The following is a 16,955-nucleotide window of genomic DNA, read 5'->3' on the forward strand; positions in this document are numbered from 1 at the left end:
CCGTGCCCGTGCTCATACGACCGACCACAACCCCTCCGTGAGCAGGTGATCCCGGCATGAACACCACGCTGTCCGAGCTGGAGGCCCGGGCCGGCGCGCCCAGGGCGGCCTTCGGCGGCGACGCCCACATCGTCTGCGACAACCTCGTCCGCATCTACAAGACCGAGGGCGTCGAGGTGGTCGCCCTCCAGGGGCTGGACCTGCTCATCGACAAGGGCGAGCTGGTCGCCGTCGTCGGCGCGTCCGGCTCCGGCAAGTCGACGCTGCTGAATGTGCTGTCCGGGCTGGACGTGCCCACCGCGGGCGTGGCCAGGGTGGCGGGCATGGACCTGCTGTCGATGACGGCCAAGGACCGGCTGCGCTACCGGCGGGAGGTGGTCGGCTTCGTCTGGCAGCAGACGTCGCGCAACCTGCTCCCGTACCTGACCGCCCGCGAGAACGCCGAGCTGCCGGTACGGCTGGCCGGCCGGCGGAAGCAGGGCCGGGCGATGGAGCTGCTGGAGCTGCTCGGCGTCGGCGACCGTGCCGGGCGCAGACCCGGCGAGCTGTCCGGCGGCGAGCAGCAGCGGGTGGCCATCGCGGTCGCGCTGGCCAACTCCCCCCAGCTCATCCTGGCCGACGAGCCGACCGGCGAGCTGGACAGCGACACCTCCGAGGAGGTGTTCGACGCCCTGCGCACGGCCAACAGGGAGCTGGGCGTGACCGTGGTCATCGTGACCCACGACCCGCTCGTGTCGGAGCAGGTGGACCGGACGATCGGCATCCGCGACGGCCGTACCAGCAGCGAGACGCTGCGCAGGGAGGGCGCGGAGGGCCAGGTCGTGGCCGAGGAGTACGCCGTGCTCGACCGGGTCGGGCGGCTGCAGCTTCCGCGCGACTTCATGAACGCGCTGCAGATGGAGCGACGGGTACGCCTGGAGCTCGAATCCGACCATATCGGCGTATGGCCGGCGAGAGAGGAGCCCTCGGGTGAGCAGTGAGCCCTTGGTCGTGGTCGAAGGGCTGCGCAAGGTCTACCGCACCGGGCCGAAGGAGGTCGTGGCGCTGCGGGAGGTGACGTTCGAGGCGTTCCCCGGCGAGCTGATCGCGATCCGGGGGCGGTCGGGGTCCGGCAAGACCACGCTGCTCAACCAGATCGGCGGCCTCGACCGGCCCGACGCCGGCCGGGTGACCGTCGCCGGGCAGGAGGTCACGGCGATGGCCGAGGACGACCTGGTGGGGCTGCGCCGGGACGTGGTCGGGTTCGTGTTCCAGTCGTTCGGGCTGGTGCCGGTGCTGTCGGCGGCGGAGAACGTCGGCGTCCCGATGCGGCTCACCCGCGCGCCCGCCGCCGAGCGGGAGGAGCGGGTGCGGATGCTGCTCGCCCTCGTGGGGCTGGAGCGGCACGGCAACCAGCGGCCGTACGAGCTGTCGGGCGGGCAGCGGCAGCGCGTGGCCATCGCCCGGGCCCTGGCCAACCGGCCGCGGCTGCTGGTGGCCGACGAGCCGACCGGGCAGCTCGACTCGCAGACCGGTCGGCAGATCATGGAGCTGATCCGGGCACTGGTACGCGGCGAGGGCGTGACGGCGCTGGTCGCCACCCATGACCCGGGGCTCATCACACTCGCGGACCGCGTACTGGAGATCGCCGACGGAGTGCTGCACGAGGTGGTACCCCAGGAGTCCTGACGATCGCCGCCAGGTTCGCCGCGGCGACGAGGGCGGCGCCCGCGAGCAGCAGCCCGGCCGCGCCCGTGAGCCCCGCCACCGGCGCCGCCACCGCCAGTCCGAACGGCCGCGACGCGAACGAGATGAGCTGGTCGAACGCTCGCACCCGGCCCAGCGCGGCCTCCGGGATCTCCTGCGCCACGACGGTCTCCCACAGCGGGCTGAGGACGCCGAGACCGCACATGGCGACGAAGTACGCCCCCGCGACGGCCCAGGCGGGAGCCGGGGCGGCCAGGGCGACCAACGGCAGGGCGTACAGGGCGGCGGCTACCTGCACCGCGACGATCGGCCGGCGGACCGGCAGACGCGGCGCGGCGAGCACGCCCACGACCAGGCCGGCCGTGCCGCACTGGGCGATCAGCACCCACGCGCCCTCGCCGCCGAGGCTCCGGACGGCGGCCATGGGGCCGAGGGTGAGGAAGAGACCGGCGGTGAAGTGCCAGACGCCGTGGCCGAGGACGCCGCGCAGGAACCACGGCCGCGCCCTGACCTCCCGCCACCCCTCGGCCAGCTCGCGCCCGAACCCCTTCCCCTCGCCCTGGAGACGCGCCGCGTCGACCGGGCCTCCACCGGCGCGAACTCCTCCCAGGGTGAGGGCCGACCCGGCGAACAGGACGCCCGTCAGCGCGGCCGCCCAGCCCGGCCCCGCCACCAGCGCCACCCCGCCGGCCAGCGCGGGGGCGGCCACGGCGGACACACTCGTGACGACGCCGATCCGCGCGTTCACGCGCAACCGCTCGGGTCCGGGCACCACGGCCGCCACCAGGCGCGGCACCGCCGGCATGCCGAACGCGATGGCCACGCCGGACACCGCCGACAGCACGGCGAGCACGGCCAGGCGCCCGGACCCGGCGATCAGCTCGGCACCGATGGCGACCTGGGCCAGGCAGCGTACGAGATCGGCGAGCAGGATCACCCGCGCGGGTGGCAGCCGGTCGGCCAGCACCCCGCCGACCGGGAGGAACACGAGCAGCGGCACCAGCTCGCACGCCAGCACCAGCCCGAGCCCGTCGGCGCCGCCGGAGGTGCGCAGGACGGCAAGGGTGAGGGTGGTGGGGATCAGAGCGGTGGCCAGGGCGGAGAGGCCGCGCCCGATCAGCAGACGACTCATCATGGCTCGCCACGATATTTCGTCAGCGAACCTTTCGTCAACGAAATACTTTTGCTGCGTATGATCAGGCCCGTGGAGGACTCGGTCGATCGGCACCTGGCGCGCTGGCGTGGCAAGGCACCCTACGAGGAGCGGGTGGAGGGCGTCGTCACGCGCATGCAGCACCTGGTGAAGCACCTGGCGCACACCAAGGAGGCGGCGCTGGCGCAGGTCGGCATGCAGGACTTCGAGTTCGAGACGCTGCACCGGCTGGTAGCGGCCGGCGGCTCGGCCACGCCGTCGGAGCTCGCGGCGGAGCTGCTGCTGTCACCGGCGGGCATGACGGGCCGCCTGGACACGCTGGAGCGCTCGGGCCTGGTGCGGCGGGTCCGCGGCGAAGGCGACCGCCGCCGGGTGGACGTGGAGCTGACCGCCAAGGGGCACGAGCTGTGGACGGACGCGATGGCCATCCGAGGGGAGGTGGAGTCGGACCTGCTGTCGGCCCTGGACACGGCGGAACAGGAGACGTTGGACGCCCTCCTCAAACGCCTCCTCCACCACGTCGAAACCCCCCGCTGAACCACGAAGAGCCTGCTGACAAAACTGGTGCAGCTGTCAAGGCGTGGTCACCCGCTCCGGGACGATGCGGGAACGTGCCGCAGCAGCGTCGCCGCGACAATCGCGACGCCCAGCAGCACCACCGCCCCGATCATCGCGGTGACGTGCACGCCGGACACGTAGGCCGCGTTCGCTGCTTCGGTCAGCCGTGCGCCGGTCTCGTGCGGCAGTCCGGCCGCCGCGGCCACGGCGCCGCCGAGGGTGTCGCGGGCGGCGGCGGCCGTGTCCGGTGGCAGGCCGGCGGGCATGGTGTCGGCGAGCTCCGCCCGGTACACGGCCACACCGACACTTCCGAGGACCGCCATTCCCAGGGCACCGCCCAGCTCGGTGCCGGTCTCCGAGAGCGCCGAGGCGCTGCCCGCCCGCTCCGGCGGTGCGCCGGCCAGCACCAGGTCCGTGGCAAGCGCGACAACCGCGCCGACACCCGCGGCCATGGCCACGCTGCCGGTCACCAGGATCGCCGGCCCCCCGTCCACGCGCACCCCGGTGATCAGCGCGAGCCCGCCGGCCGCGAGCACCAGCGCACCGGTGACGACCCCGCCGGGACGTACGCGCCGGGCCAACACGGCCGCGATCGTGGTGCCGGCTGCCATCCCGACGAAGCTGGGCGCCGACCACAGCGCTGCGGTGATCGGGCGCATGCCGAGCACCAACTGCAGATACTGCGCGGACACGAGGCTCAACCCGAGCACGGCGAAGACGGCGAACAGCGCGGTGACGATGGCGGCCCCGAACTGGCGCCGGCGGAACAGCGCCAGGTCGATCATCGGCGCTGGCCCGTGCCGTTGGCGGCGCAGGAACACCACACCGAGCAGCACTCCGGCCACGATGGACAGCGCGGCGGTGGGGGTGGCGCCGTGTCCGGCCACGCTCTTGATCCCGTGGATCACGAGAAGCACCGCGGCGAGTGAAAGGACGACGCCGAGCAGGTCGAACCGGCCCGCCCGCGGGTTGGTGTGCTCGGGCAGCAATATCGGGCCGAGCACGAGCAGCAGCACCATCGCGGGCACGTTGAGCAGGAACACCGAGCCCCACCAGAACCGCTCGAGCAGCAGACCGCCGATGATCGGCCCGAGCAGCGAGCCTCCGGCGAATCCTGCCGTCCACAGCGAGATGGCCAGCGTCCGTTGCCGCGCGTCGGTGAACAGGGTGCGGATCAACGCCAATGTCGACGGTGCGAGGGTGGCGCCGCCGACGCCGAGCAGCGCCCGTGCCGCGATCAGCATCGAAGCGCTGGTCGAGCAGGCGGCGACGATCGAGGCGACCCCGAACGCCGCCGCTCCCATGAGCAGGAGCCGCCGGCGCCCGATCCGATCGCCCAGGGCACCCATCGTGATCAGCAGCCCCGCGAGCAGGAACCCGTACACATCGGCGATCCACAACTGTTGCGCGCTCGTCGGTTCGAGGTCGGCGGCCAGCGACGGCAGAGCGAAGAACAGCACCGACATGTCCATCGACACGAATATGCCGGGCAGCAGCAGGACCGCGAGACCCAGCCACTGCCTCGGTCCGGCGCCACTCATCCGGTAGCCCCGAAGGCCGCGGACAGGATGTGCTCGGTGTCGGCGCGGCCTCGCTCCCACACGAACGCCTTGCCCGAGGCGTCCGCGACGAGATAGTGGCACGGCACGCCCTGGTCGTAGTGCTCGGCGCCGAGCAGCGCTTGCTTGGCCTGTTCGACGTTCTCGCACGTGTCGAGCAGGAAGCGGGGAACCTGCGTGACATGGAGCCCGACCTGAGGACCGATCGGCGCAGTGGGCGGTTCGTCGTCCGCGACCTCCGCGAGCAGCAGCACGACACACGGGCCGGTCTCGTTGATGCCCTCGGTGCAGCCGTCCGACTCCGACATCGCGACAGCGGTCGAGGCGAGCCCGTCCTCGGGGTACATCGTGACCACGTAGGGACGCGATGCCATGGGCAACCCACCCGCCGCCGCTGGATCACCATCTGTGGCCATGACCGCGAGGGCCTGCTCGCTGAGCGTGAAGAGGTCGCAGTTGCGGGCCACCCGGCCACGACCCTCAGCGGCCATCTCCGGCGGACACCACACCGCCGAGCAACCGGAGCCCGCAGGAAGTGTGGGCATTCCGTCGAGACAGAGCCTGTCGTCGTCCACGTCGCCCCCGAGCGCCCCAGCCGCCCCCGGGATCCGCGCGTGCTGCTGCGGCCAGTTACGCCCGAACCACGTCCAGCGCGCCCGGTCGATCACAGGGTCGATCTCGGTGGGCACCCATCCGGCGCCGGCGCGAGCCTCCTCGGCCAGCGCCGCGCCGATCGTCAGGTGGTCACCCCTCATGACCAGATACCGAACGGTCATGAAGTCGTCGCGGCCACCGGCCACAATGGAAAGTTCGTTCATGGCCTTGATGCTGCTTGGGGGTGCTGACCGATCACGCACCAACCGCTGGCAGCGTCCCCGGCAGATCGTCAGCGGCGGTGCGCCGGTCCCGCGCCATACCGGCCGGTGCGAGTGCGTCGAGGTGGCTCAGTGCGGCTCCCGCCGTGTACGCCGCCTCGTAGCCGGCGACGCCGAGATCGGCGCGGACGGCCTTCGCCACCTGTTCCACGTCAGGATCGCCTCCGGCCCGCCTGTGCCAGCGGCGGCAGCACCCTGGCGTCCCCGCGCCACACGCCGACCCGACCGAGCTCAACCAGCGTCAGAGGCTTCTGCTCGATTCGCACCGGGGTGAACATGACCGGCCACGGCACGAGCTAGCGGCCCGTGCGGCTCGCCACGATGACCTGGACCGCGTGCTCCAGCGCGTACGCCGGGTCGGCGCCGCCGCCCTTGACCTGCTCGTCCGCCTCGGCCACGGCCTGGATGGCCTGCGACAGCCCCTGCGGCCCCCAGCCGTTGAGCTGCCGCTTGACACGGTCGATCTTCCAGGGCGGCATGCCCAGGTGGCTTGCCAGCTGGCCGCCCCGGAGGTTGCGAGGAGCCCCGGCCACCTTGGCGATCGACCGCAGCCCACCCGCCAGCGCGCTCACCAGCAGCACGGGCGCGACCCCGGTGCCGAGCGCCCAGCGCAACTGCTCCAGAGCCTCGGCGAGCCGCCCCTCCACCGCCGAGTCCGCGACGTTGAAGCCCGTGACCTCGGCCCGCCCCTTGTGGTAGCGGGCCACGGCGGCGACGGAGACCGTCTTCTCCTCGGTGTCGAACATGAGCTGGTTGCACGCGGCCGCCAGCTCGCGCAGGTCGTTGCCCACGGCGTCGAGCAGTGCCTGCGCGGCGTCGGACGCGATCGAACGGCCCGCCCGCTTGAACTCGGTCCTGATGAAGTCGAGCCGCTCCCCCGCCTTGGTCGGCTTGACGACCGTGACGACGCTCGCCTTGGCCTTCTTCAGCCCGTCGACGAGCGCCTTGCCCTTCGCCCCGCCCGGGTGCGCCAGCACGAGCACGGTGTCGCCCGACGGGTGCGAGGCGTACGCCACGACCTCGGCGGCGACTTCCTTGGGCAGATCCTGCGCGGACCGGATCACCACCACGGACCGGTCACCGAAGAGCGACGGCGAGGTGAGCTGGAGCAGCTCGCCCTGCCCCATCCTGGACCCCACGAGATCATGAACCTCGGCTGCGGGGTCACCGGCCCGGGCCGCCGCCACGACGGCGCCGACCGCCCGCTCGGCCAGCAACTCCTCGTCGCCGACGACCAAGGTCACGAGTGCTGGATCGCTTCCCGCCATGTCCAGCAGCATCCCACGCTCCACCGACAACCCGGTACTCGGCGAAGCCGCCTGGCGATCACCCGTCGGATCACTCGGGGGAAGCCCTCCTCCTGCGGCTGCTGCCCGATGAGACATGGGACCTGCCCCCGGCAGCCGGCTCCGGCGTCCGCACCCGGGCGTCCGCCACGGCCGGGCGCGGGCGTGAGCCGGGTCCTCACACAGGCAGACGCCACACGTGCATCCCGGGAGGCGCCTGTTCACGGGCGAACCCCGCCGCCTCCAATTCGGCGACCAGGTTCCCGGTCGAAGGCCGATGGTTCGTGATGACCACCTCATCCTCACTGAGCACCACGTCGTCGTGCCGCCGCCTGATCCGGTAGACGAAGCGCGAGGTGGTGCTCTCGCCCGCGACCTCGAGTACCTGGCCGGCCACCTCGTAGACATGCCGGCCCACCTGGTACGAGCCCATGGTCCGCAACTCGTCGGGCGCCGACGCGACCGGATCTCGCCAGTTGAAGATGAGCCGTCCTCCGGGTTCCAGCTGACCGGCCAGCACCCGCCACAGCTTCGCCCGCTCCGCCACCGGGAAGCTCTGCAGCACTGAGATCATCACGATCGCTTCGACGGGCTCCTCCACCTCGACGTCCAGTGCCCCACAGGGCAGCACGGTCACCCGGCGCAACGTGTCAGGCTCGGCCGCCAGGCGAGAGACCAGCACGGACCGCATCCCCAGGGACGGCTCGACGGCGTAGATCTCGGCTGGTGTCTCGCGCGCGATCAGCTCGGTGATCAGGCCCGTTCCTGCGCCGATCTCCATCACGCTCCGCCGCACTCCCGCCAGCAACGGCGGGAGCAGCTCGCGAATCCCCGGGACGTGGCCGTCCTCGTGAAAGAGGTCGTAGAACGGCACGGCGACTGCGTAGATGTCCTCATTCATAGGCTTGAGCGTAGAAGACGCGAGGATCCGTACCACTTCATTTATCGGGAGAGGACTGCGGGAGCGCTGGTGGAAGCAGCGCGGAGGCGCTGATGGGATCGGCGCAGGAGTGCTCGTGGGAGATCGGCGCAGGAGTGCTCGTGGGAGATCGCAAGCCACCGAGTCAGCCGCCCGCGCCCCACACGGACACGCGCACGCATCCCCGTGGCGCAAGGGGAGGAGTGCCGCGAGGTTGCGGTATCAGGGGGGCCGATCGCCTCCTTGCGGGCCGCGGGTCACGATCGCCAGGCGTCCCTCACGTTCCACCACGGCCAGGTCGCCCGAGCGGTCCGTGCGGTAGACCCGCGCGCCCAGGCGCTGGAGGAGCGACAGAGTGGGTTGCGCCGGATGACCGTAGTCGTTGCCCTCCCCCACGCTGATCAGCGCGGCACGGGCACCCACCGCGCCGAAGAACGCGGGATCCTGCCGGGGCGACCCGTGGTGCGGCACCTTGAGAATGTCGGCCGGTGGCAGCAGCCCTCCGCGTAGCAGGGCATCCTGGGCTTCGGTTTCGATGTCGCCGCTCAGCAGCGCCGAGCCGGCTCGCCAGCGTACGTGGATCACGACGCTGGAGTTGTTCGCCGCGCTGCCCTCTCCTTGGCCGGTGGGCGGGGCGCGGGCGGGTTCGGGCGCCAGGACGGTCAGCTCGGAGGGGCCCAGCCGCCAGTGGGTGCCCGGTGGCGCCGTCCACTGCGGGATGCGTCGCCGGGCGAGGTCCGCCGCCAGGCGCGACGCCTGGTTGTCGAGGGTCCGCTGCGGGCTGACGACGACGGCGCCCACGCGCCTGCCCCTCAGGACGCCGGACAGCCCGTCGATGTGGTCGGCGTGCGGGTGGGTGAGGATGACGAGCGGGACGTCGGTGATGTCCAAGCGTCGCAGGCAGCGGTCCATGGTGACGGGATCGGGACCGGTGTCGACCACGACACCTCGTCCGGGGCCTGCGGCGAGAACCAGGCCGTCACCCTGGCCCACGTCGCACACCACCATCAGCCACGCCCTGGGCGGCCATGGGGCGACGACCGGCCGTACGAACAGCACCGCGACCAAGACCCCGACCGCCACCGCCGACGCCACCACCATCCAGGCGCGGCGCCTGACCAGGAGCGTCACTGCGACGGCGGCCAGGGCCAGCAGCGCGAGACCCGCGAGGCCGCCGGGCCAGGGCAGGGTCGCGAGTGGAAGGTTCACGGCCCAGCGGGCCACCATGATGATCCAGCCCACCGCGTAGCCGGCGGGGATGACGATGATCCGGGCCGCTTCCGGCCAGAACGGCGCCACCAGGGCGGCGGCGAACCCGAGCAGTGTCGCGGGCGCCACCGCCGGACCGGCGAGCAGGTTGGCGGGGATCGCGGCCAGGGAGACCTGACCAGCCATCAGTACGAGGATCGGTGTCACGGCGACCTGCGCGGCGGCGGGAACGGCGACGGCCTCGGCCACCCACCTGGGCAACCGGCCTCTCCGCGTGGACGGCGCCTCGCCTGACGGACCGACGGACGACCTGCCTGATGGGCCGGCGAACGACCCACCTGACGGACCGACAGACGACCCGCCCGACGGGCCGGCGAACGACCCACCTGACGGACCGACAGACGACCCGCCCGACGGGCCGGTGGACGACCTGCTTAACGGGGCGGCGGCCGGATCACGGGTGTGGGCAGGGGGCGGGCGCGTGTCGGATTGAGATGTGCCGGTGTGGAGGGTGGCGGTTGGAGATGTGTCGGCGTGGGAGGTGGCCGCGGGTTGGGTGTCGGCGGTGGTCTGGGGGTGGCGGGTCAGGCGGTCGCGCCAGCGCGGGGCGAGGAGGAGGATGCCGGCCGTCGCGCAGACCGAGAGCGCGAAGCCGTACGAGCTGGCCAGGTCGGGCGAGAAGAGGATCAGTAGGAGTACGGCTGCCGAGAGGGCGGCCATTCCGTCCTTGGGGCGGCCGGTGCCGAGGGCGATGGCGGCGACCAGGCCCATGAGGAGCGCCCTCAGCACGCTCGGGGACGGTCTGGCGACCACGGCGAAGCCGATCATCGCCACGGCGGCGAGGCCGGCTCTCAGGGCGAGTGGAAGTCCGGCCAGGCGGGACAGGGCGAGCGCTGCGCCCGCCACGATGGACAAGTTGGTGCCGCTCACGGCATTGAGGTGGTTGAGGCCGGATTCCTTGAGGTCCGCGCTGACTTGGGGATCCATGCGGGAGACATCGCCCACCACGAGCCCGGGCAGCAGGCCGCGCTGATCCGGTGGGAGAACGTCGGTGGCCGTCCGCAGACCGGCCCTCAGCGTGCCCGCGATCGCTTGGAGGCGGCTCGGGGATGTCAGCACCTCGGGAGTCCCGCGGACGAGAAGCACGGCGGCGGTCAGTTCGCCGGGGATGGGCTCGGCCAGCCGTGCGACTACCTGGACGCGCTGACTGGGAAGGAGAGGGCGCCATTCGGGCCCGTGGGCGAGGACGAGGACGGGGAGGCTCACGGCTTCGCGGAGGCGGGGCGTCCGGTAGGTGTCGAGAGTGGCGTGGACGACGACCTGTTCTTGGCGGAAACGGCCGAGCTTGATCTTGGGGTCGTCGGCGAGAGTGATCTCGGCGGTGATCGTCGCTCCGTGCCTTGCGAGGTCGGCGATGGGGGCGGTGGTGACGGCGTGGACGCGGGTCGCGACCGACGCCGAGGCGGCGGCCGTGCAGGCCAGGGTGGCGATGATCACGTTCCGCCAGGGCCGCCAGCGGTGGTGGCGGTGGGCGAGGGCTGCTGTGCCGAAGGCTCCCAGCACCGACAACGCCGACGCTGTCAGGCCGGCTGTGGGCGGGCTGCTGAGGAGGGCCAGGGTGACGGCCCAGACGGCCAAGGCGGGGCAGGTGAGGATCCACGTATGGCCGCCGATCATCTGGACTCCGGGTGCCGGGGAGTCCGATGCCGCGGAGTCGAGTCCCGTGCCTTCAGGCCCTCGGGGGCCGGGCGGCGGGGTGTCGGAGTCCATGGTGCCGGCTCTCATGCCTCCGGTCCTCGTGGTGCCGGCGCTTCCGAGTGCCCTGAGGTCGCTTGCTCCCCCTCTGGGGCCCTTGCTGTCGGAGGTCAGGGGGTTGGGACCTGTCGCCGCGAAGGGGGCGGTGCCGTCGGCTGTCGCCGCGGTTGCTGGTGTCTCAGCGCCTGGCGTGCTGGGGGCCGGGTCGGTGGCAGTGGGGTCGCGGGGCATGTCAGATGCGGACCTTGTCCTTGATCTCTTCATACTTCTTTGCGCCGATGCCCGGGACTTCCTGGAGTTGCTCCACGCTGGTGAAGCCGCCGTGGGCGGTGCGGAAGTCGGCGATGCGTGCCGCCAGGACTTCGCCGACGCCGGGCAGTTGGTCCAGTTGGTCGGGGGTGGCTGTGTTGAGGTCGAGCACCGTGGTGGCGGGGTCGCTCAGAGGCGGGCCGGGAGCGTTGCCGGGGCCGGCGGCGCCTACGGTGATCTGTTCGCCGTCAGTCAGGCGTCTCGCCAGGTTGACCGAGGCAGCGGCTTCGAGTTGACGCACTCCCCCGGCGGCCTTCACTGCGTCGGCCACGCGTGCGCCCATGGGGAGGGTGTAGATGCCGGGCTTACGTACCTTGCCGGTGATGTGAATGGTGATCTCGGCAGCGGGGGTGACTGCCGATGGGGCCGCCGGACGGGGTGGATGGGCGACGGGGGACGCGATGGGGGACGCGACCGGGAGCGGCTCGGGGGTTGGCTCCGAGCGCCAAAGGAAGATGCCGGCGGCCAGTGCTGCCATGACGGCCAGGGTCAGGAGTACGCGTAGGCCTGGGCGGCCTGGGTCCAGGGCGGGCGCCTTGGTGGAGACGGCGGCGCGGAAGGCTTGGAAGGAGGGGGGCAAGGTTGGGGCCAGTGGCGTTCGAACCGTCCCTGGGGTGAGGTCGGCTGTGGGATCGGCGTTGGTTTCACGGGCGAGGGTGTTCGGTTCACGGGCAGGGGCTGTCACACGGGCGAGTTCCGCGTCACCGGCAAGCCCCGCGTCACGGGCAAGCTCCCTGAAACAGGCAGGGGGCGCTGGACGGGCAGAGGACGCCGCACGAGCAAGGTCAGAGCCACCGGCAAGGTCCGTGTCATGGGAGAGCCCCGTTTCACGGACAACACTGGCGTGGGTGTCTCGGTCGTGGAGACCTTGCAAGTGGGGTCTCCCAGGGTCGATGCCCTGGGGGTGGAGGTCCCGGGCGTGGCCGTCCAGGCGATAGGCGTCGCGACGGTGACGTCCCTGCGGGTGAGTGTCGCGAGAGTGTGTGTCAGGGAGGTAGGCGTCTTGCGGGTGGGTGTCCTCTGGGTGGGCGTGCTGCGGGTAGTCACTCTGCGGATAGGAGCTCTGCAGGTAGGTGTCCTGCGAGCGGGCGATGTCAGGACGCGCGTCGCGAGGGCGGGTGCCACGGGAACGGGCGTCTCCGCGACGGGCGTCGTGAGAGTGGACGTCATGGGAGTGGACGGCATGAGCATGGGCGTCACGTGCGCGGGCCTCATGAGCGGGAGCCTCTCCGGGATGGGCGTCGCGAAGGACTGATCCGCCGGTGCTGAGGGGCGGGTAAGGGTGTCTCCCGTGGCCGGCTCTGGGGCTGGGTGAGGCGGGGTCAGGGGGCCCGGGGGATTGCGCGTCTCGGGCGGGGAGGGCAGCGGTGACTCGGGGAAACGCCGGGGGCTGGTGGTCGGGGGTGTTCTGGAGGGCGGTGATCGGGCGAGGGTGGCGGCGGGCAGGAGGCGTGAGGGAGCGCAACCGGGCCTCGGCCACGGTCCGCTCGGTGGTCGGGTCCTGGGAACGCACGTCCCAGAACGTACGGCCCCGCCGGGCGTCGGAAGCGAGGCGAACGGCGTTCTGGGGATGGAGGGGCGGCGCACGCCGGGGCTGTGGACGACGGGCGTCACGACGACGAGCGTCACAACGACAGTCGTCACGACGACGGCCTCTGAACGGCGGCCATCAAAACGGCAGGCTTCAGAACGGCGGCCGTCGAAACGGCAGGCTTCAGAACGGCAGGCGTCAGGAGGTGTCCGGGCTGACCGTGAGGCCCAGCATCCCCGGCCCCACGTGGACCCCGACGACCGCCCCCACCTCCACCAGCCGTAAGTCCGTCAGCCCCGGCAGGCGCTTGGGCAGGCGTTCCGCCAGGGCCCTGGCCCGGTCGCCGGCGGCGAGGTGCTGGACCGCCACCCGCGCCGGTCCCCGGCCGGCCGCCGCGACCGCCAGGTCCTCCAGGCGGGCGATGGCGCGCGTGGCGGTGCGGACCTTCTCCAGCAGCAGCACCCGCCCGTCCACCAGGTGCAGCAGCGGCTTGATGGCCAGCGCCGAGCCGACCAGCGACGCCGCCGTGCCCACGCGGCCGCCGCGCCGCAGGGAGTCGAGCGTGTCGGCGTAGAAGAACGTACGGGTACCGGACGCGCACCCCAGCGCCGCCTGGACCACCTCCTCCAGCCCTGCGCCCCGGGCGGCGGCGTCGGCCGCGGCCATGACCGGGAAGCCGAGGCCCATGGCGATGGAGCCGCTGTCGATCACCTCGACCGGGACAGGCGCCTCCTTGGCGGCGAGCCGGGCCGACTCCACCGTGCCGGACAGGTCGCCCGACAGGTGGATCGACACCACTCCGGTGGCGCCCGCGGCGGCCAGGGAGGCGTAGCACTCGGCGAACCGGGCGGGGGCGGGGCGGGAGGTGGTCGCCGCGTGCAGGTCTCCGGTGAACGCGTCCTCGTCGCACGAGACGCCGCCCGACAGCACCTGTACGGGCACCACCGAGACTCCCGGCAGTGCAGGGAGGTAGGCGGTGGAGTCGGTGACGACCGCGACGGAGGGTGACATATCAGGAGACTAGCCAGTTAGGGCGGATTTCAACCCTGCCCTGGAAGGGTTACTGGACGGGGGTGCCGCCGCGCCACACCCGGCGCGGCTTGAGGCCGAAGGACCAGGCGAAGGCGCCCTCGTGGTCGGCGTCCCACTGCACGATGTCGGCCAGGCGGCCCGGCGCGAGCACGCCGCGGTCGGGAGCGCCGAGAACCGTGGCGCCGCCCAGCGTGGCCGCCCGCAGCGCGTCGTTGACGCTCATCCCGAACGCCGAGACCGCCATCGCGATGACCAGCGACATCGAGGTGATGCCGCAGTAGCCGGGGTTGTGGTCGCTGCCGAGCGCGATCTGCACGCCGTGCTTGATCATCTGGCGCACCGGCGGGAGCTTGCCGCGCTGGAGTGCCGTGGCCGGGCAGACCACGGCCGGCACGCCGTACCGGGACATGATCGCGATGTCCTCGTCGGACATGTGGTGGAGTCCGTCGGCGGAGGCGCAGCCGAGCTCGGCGGCGAGCTGAACGGCGCCGCGGCGGCTGAACAGACCAGCGTGGACGCGCGGCAGCAGGCCGACGTTGCGGCCCGAGGCGAGCACCCAGCGGGACTCCTCGGTGGTGAAGTGGCCCTCGTCGCAGTAGACGTCGACGCTGTCGGCGCCCGCAGCCGCGGCGTCGGCGCACCAGGCGCCCACCGCCTCGACGTACTCGCGCTGGCGGCCGAAGTACTCGGGCGGCACGACATGACCCGCGAGGAACGTGACGTGCACCCGCGGCATCATCGGCTCCTTCTCCAGCTCGCGCAGGAGCCGCACGTCGGCCAGCTCGCCGTCGCGCGTGAGGTGGTAGCCGGTCTTGGCCTCGACGGTCGTGGTGCCGCTGAGCAGCCAGCCGCGAAGGCGCTCGCGCACGCCGTTGCACAGGGTCCACGGGTCGGTGCCGCGGGTCACGGTGACGGTGGAGCCCACGCCGCCGCCCGCGGCGGTGATGGCGGAGGAGGTCGAGCCGCTGGTGCGGATGGCGAGCTCGGCGTAGCGGTTGCCGGCGTAGACGGGATGCGTGTGCGCGTCGATGAGGCCGGGTGTGACCAGGGCGCCGCCGAGGTTCTCGACGTGGTCGACGTCGACGATGTCGTCGACGACTCCGGGGACGCTCTGCGGCAGGTCGGGAGCCCGCCCCACCCAGGCGATCCGGTCGTTGTGCACGAGGATGGCCGCGTTGCTGAGGACCTCGTTGCCGGTCCACAGGCGGCCGATGTTGGTCAGAAGCCGAACGGTCACCGCATCACCACCCCGCACGAGCACGTCACCCAGCGCACGGCTCGGGCCGAGCCCACTGAGTCGGCTCCGGGTAGGGACGACATGGGGGGTCTCCTGCTTCTCATCCGCTTGGCTGGGCGGTGACCGTATCGCCGGACTCATGATCCGGCGATTTCAGTTCAGTTACGTTATTTCACAGGCTGGCTCGGTGTACAGGGTTATTCGGAAGAAAGCCCAATCATCCCAGCGGTCACCCAGCCCCGATCGTTCCCTCGGACCCCCGCAGGCACCATGAATCGCATCAGCCGTCATCTGAAACCCGCGACATTAGTGTGGTAAGGCTCGGCATATCCTAGCAATCCGAGAGTTCCACGGCCACTGCCGCTTTTGGGCAGCTCTGCGCGCTATTTCGACAGAGCTGCCCTGCCCATCAGACTAAGAGACGCGCTCGATGGGCTTGCCCACCCGCTCCAGCTCCTGGTAGAGGCTGGGCAGCACCCGCGCGTGGAGCACGGTGCCGTCCTCGACGTGGTCCAGCGAGAGCACCTCGCCCTCCTTGTGGGCCCGTGAGATCAGGTCTCCCCGCTCGTACGGGACGAGGAGGGTGACCTCGTGGTCGAGCCGGGGCAGCCGGCGCTCGACCAGCTCCATCAGCTCGGGGATCCCGGCGCCGGTGCGCGCGGAGACCACGATGCTGTCACGCTCGCGCCGGGCGATGCGGTCGAGCACGTCGGGGTCCGCGGCGTCGGCCTTGTTGATCACCACGATCTCGGGCACGTCGGAGGCGCCCTCGATGTCGGCGAAGACCTCGCGGACGGCCGCGAGCTGGCCCTCGGGGTCGGGGTGCGAGCCGTCGACCACGTGCAGGATCAGGTCGGCGTCGGCGACCTCCTCCAGCGTGGAGCGGAACGCCTCGACGAGCTGGTGCGGCAGGTGCCGCACGAAGCCGACGGTGTCGGCGATCGTGAACAGCCTGCCCTCCGGCGTGCGCGCCCGGCGCACGGTCGGGTCGAGCGTGGCGAACAGCGCGTCCTCCACCAGCACGCCCGCGCCGGTGACGCGGTTGAGCAGGGAGGACTTGCCCGCGTTGGTGTAGCCGGCGATCGCGACCGCCGGGACCTCGCGCTTGGCGCGCCGCTGGCGCATGGTCTCGCGCGAGGTGGACATGCCGCTGATCTGGCGGCGCAGCTTGGCCATCCGCTCGCGGATGCGGCGGCGGTCCAGCTCGATCTTCGTCTCACCGGGGCCGCGGCCGCCGATGCCGACGCCGCCCGCGGCGCGTCCGCCGACCTGGCGCGACAGGTTGCCGCCCCAGCCGCGCAGGCGCGGCAGCAGGTACTGCAACTGGGCCAGCTCGACCTGGGCCTTGCCCTCACGGCTCTTGGCGTGCTGGGCGAAGATGTCGAGGATCAGCGCGGTGCGGTCGATGACCTTGACCTTGACCGTTTCCTCCAGCTGGCGGAGCTGGCCGGGGGTCAGCTCGCCGTCGCAGATCACGGTGTCGGCGCCGGTCGCCTCGACGACGTCGCGCAGCTCCAGCGCCTTGCCGGAGCCGATGTAGGTGGCGGGGTCGGGCTTCTGCCGGCGCTGGATGAGGCCCTCGAGGACCTCTGATCCGGCTGTCTCGGCCAGGAGCTTGAGCTCCAGCAGGGAGTTGTCGGCGTCCTCCGCCGTGCCTGAGGTCCAGACGCCGACGAGGACGACCCGCTCGAGCCGCAGCTGCCGGTATTCGACCTCGGAGACATCCTGGAGCTCGGTGGAGAGTCCGGCCACGCGACGCAGCGCCTGGCGCTCCTCTAGATCCATCTCGCCGGTCTCGAACTCGTCGAGCGCGGAGTATTCGTGCATTCGTGTCATCTCTAATAGG

Annotated in this window: 15 protein-coding genes; 4 read left to right on the forward strand and 11 right to left on the reverse strand. The window is 71.9% G+C overall.

Features of this window, described 5'->3' with window-relative positions; genetic code table 11:
* Nucleotides 1-56 precede the first annotated feature (56 nt).
* Nucleotides 57-980, forward strand: coding sequence for an ABC transporter ATP-binding protein (locus AB0H64_RS30185; protein ID WP_357631325.1), 924 nt, complete (start codon nt 57-59; stop codon nt 978-980).
* Nucleotides 970-1,668: an ABC transporter ATP-binding protein gene (locus AB0H64_RS30190; protein ID WP_357631328.1), complete on the forward strand. Its 699-nt coding sequence runs from the start codon at nt 970-972 to the stop codon at nt 1,666-1,668. Before AB0H64_RS30185 ends, AB0H64_RS30190 begins: the two co-directional genes overlap by 11 nt.
* On the opposite strand, the gene AB0H64_RS30195 is transcribed toward AB0H64_RS30190, so the two are convergent.
* Nucleotides 1,598-2,821: an MFS transporter gene (locus tag AB0H64_RS30195; protein ID WP_357631330.1), complete on the reverse strand. Its 1,224-nt coding sequence runs from the start codon at nt 2,819-2,821 to the stop codon at nt 1,598-1,600. The genes AB0H64_RS30190 and AB0H64_RS30195 overlap by 71 nt on opposite strands.
* 69 nt (nt 2,822-2,890) lie before the next feature.
* Here AB0H64_RS30195 and AB0H64_RS30200 point away from each other — a divergent pair, with 69 nt between their 5' ends.
* Complete coding sequence (locus tag AB0H64_RS30200; RefSeq protein WP_357631333.1) at nt 2,891-3,376, forward strand: MarR family transcriptional regulator; 486 nt, start codon at nt 2,891-2,893, stop codon at nt 3,374-3,376.
* A 47-nt stretch (nt 3,377-3,423) separates the two neighbouring features.
* Here AB0H64_RS30200 and AB0H64_RS30205 read toward each other — a convergent pair whose 3' ends face one another.
* The 7 genes from AB0H64_RS30205 to AB0H64_RS30235 form a co-directional block, all read right to left on the reverse strand.
* Entirely contained in the window at nt 3,424-4,938 is a 1,515-nt protein-coding gene (locus AB0H64_RS30205) for an MFS transporter (RefSeq protein ID WP_357631336.1), read from the reverse strand.
* Nucleotides 4,935-5,774, reverse strand: a complete 840-nt coding sequence (locus tag AB0H64_RS30210; protein ID WP_357631339.1) for a carcinine hydrolase/isopenicillin-N N-acyltransferase family protein — start codon at nt 5,772-5,774, stop codon at nt 4,935-4,937. Before AB0H64_RS30210 ends, AB0H64_RS30205 begins: the two co-directional genes overlap by 4 nt.
* 31 nt (nt 5,775-5,805) lie before the next feature.
* Nucleotides 5,806-5,982 carry a hypothetical protein gene (locus tag AB0H64_RS30215; protein WP_357631342.1) on the reverse strand — a complete coding sequence of 59 codons (177 nt, stop codon included), beginning with the start codon at nt 5,980-5,982 and terminating at the stop codon, nt 5,806-5,808.
* Nucleotides 5,983-6,127: 145 nt separating this feature from the next.
* Nucleotides 6,128-7,111: a DNA polymerase III subunit delta gene (holA, locus tag AB0H64_RS30220; RefSeq protein WP_357631344.1), complete on the reverse strand. Its 984-nt coding sequence runs from the start codon at nt 7,109-7,111 to the stop codon at nt 6,128-6,130.
* Between the two features lie 184 nt (nt 7,112-7,295).
* Nucleotides 7,296-8,018, reverse strand: coding sequence for a class I SAM-dependent methyltransferase (locus AB0H64_RS30225; RefSeq protein ID WP_357631347.1), 723 nt, complete (start codon nt 8,016-8,018; stop codon nt 7,296-7,298).
* A gap of 240 nt (nt 8,019-8,258) precedes the next feature.
* A complete protein-coding gene (locus AB0H64_RS30230; protein ID WP_357631349.1) occupies nt 8,259-10,922 on the reverse strand; it encodes a ComEC/Rec2 family competence protein in 2,664 nt (887 codons plus the stop codon).
* Nucleotides 10,923-11,232: 310 nt separating this feature from the next.
* On the reverse strand, nt 11,233-11,787 hold the full coding sequence (locus AB0H64_RS30235) for a ComEA family DNA-binding protein (protein ID WP_357631353.1): 555 nt from the start codon (nt 11,785-11,787) through the stop codon (nt 11,233-11,235).
* Nucleotides 11,788-12,120: 333 nt separating this feature from the next.
* Here AB0H64_RS30235 and AB0H64_RS30240 point away from each other — a divergent pair, with 333 nt between their 5' ends.
* The gene (locus AB0H64_RS30240) at nt 12,121-12,564 is read left to right on the forward strand and encodes a hypothetical protein (RefSeq protein WP_357631355.1); all 444 of its coding nucleotides are present in this window, start codon (nt 12,121-12,123) and stop codon (nt 12,562-12,564) included.
* 474 nt (nt 12,565-13,038) lie between these two features.
* Here AB0H64_RS30240 and AB0H64_RS30245 read toward each other — a convergent pair whose 3' ends face one another.
* The 3 genes from AB0H64_RS30245 to hflX all read right to left on the reverse strand — a co-directional run bounded on the left by AB0H64_RS30245 (nt 13,039) and on the right by hflX (nt 16,936).
* On the reverse strand, nt 13,039-13,851 hold the full coding sequence (locus tag AB0H64_RS30245) for a DegV family protein (protein WP_357631358.1): 813 nt from the start codon (nt 13,849-13,851) through the stop codon (nt 13,039-13,041).
* Between the two features lie 49 nt (nt 13,852-13,900).
* Nucleotides 13,901-15,109: an imidazolonepropionase gene (gene hutI / locus AB0H64_RS30250; protein WP_310710416.1), complete on the reverse strand. Its 1,209-nt coding sequence runs from the start codon at nt 15,107-15,109 to the stop codon at nt 13,901-13,903.
* A 414-nt stretch (nt 15,110-15,523) separates the two neighbouring features.
* Nucleotides 15,524-16,936 (reverse strand): GTPase HflX, encoded by a 1,413-nt coding sequence (gene hflX / locus AB0H64_RS30255; RefSeq protein WP_357631407.1) that lies wholly within the window; start codon nt 16,934-16,936, stop codon nt 15,524-15,526.
* Nucleotides 16,937-16,955 lie beyond the last annotated feature (19 nt).

Origin of the sequence: Nonomuraea sp. NPDC050733, assembly GCF_040654215.1 — a bacterium.
Classification (GTDB): Bacteria; Actinomycetota; Actinomycetes; order Streptosporangiales; family Streptosporangiaceae; genus Nonomuraea.